We start from the raw sequence: 756 nt of genomic DNA, 5'->3' as shown, positions 1-756 counted from the left end.
ATCGAAATATTGAAATCGCCAAGCGTATTGAAGAGGGCATCCGTGAAGTGATGGGCGCAATTGCGCACTTCCCTGGCACGGTTGACCATATTCTCTCCGAGTACACTCGCGTCACCACCGAAGGTGGCCGCCTGTCCGACGTCCTGAGCGGTTATATCGACCCGGACGACGGCATTGCGCCGCCTGCAGCCGAAGTGCCACCGCCTGTCGACCCGAAAGCCGCTCCAGCTGCCGACGACACCGACGACGATGACGCCGAAGCAAGTGATGACGAAGAAGAAGCCGAAAGCGGTCCGGATCCGGTCATCGCCGCACAGCGTTTTGGCGCTGTCGCCGATCAGATGGAAATCACCCGCAAGGCCCTGAAAAAGCATGGTCGTGGCAACAAGCTGGCAATCGCCGAGCTGATCGCCCTGGCTGAGCTGTTCATGCCGATCAAACTGGTGCCGAAGCAATTCGAAGGCCTGGTCGAGCGTGTTCGCAGTGCCCTGGATCGTCTGCGTCAGCAAGAGCGCGCGATCATGCAACTTTGCGTTCGTGATGCCCGCATGCCGCGTGCCGACTTCCTGCGCCAGTTCCCGGGCAACGAAGTCGACGAAAGCTGGACCGATGCACTGGCCAAAGGCAAAAGCAAATACGCTGAAGCCATTGGTCGCCTGCAACCGGACATCATTCGTTGCCAGCAGAAGCTGACTGCGCTGCAAACCGAAACCGGTTTGACGATCGCCGAGATCAAGGACATCAACCGATTTCGAT

1 pseudogene is annotated in these 756 nt (G+C 58.7%); it reads left to right on the top strand.

Annotation, left to right across the window (positions count from 1 at the left end):
* Window positions 1-756 (top strand): annotated as a pseudogene (locus tag F9Y84_RS21875) (sigma-70 non-essential region-containing protein); the annotation flags it as partial.

This window comes from Pseudoalteromonas peptidolytica (assembly GCF_012641745.1).
Lineage (GTDB): Bacteria > Pseudomonadota > Gammaproteobacteria > Enterobacterales > Alteromonadaceae > Pseudoalteromonas > Pseudoalteromonas peptidolytica.
Note: the sequence above shows the minus strand (reverse complement) of the source record. Positions and strands in the feature narration are given on the sequence as shown.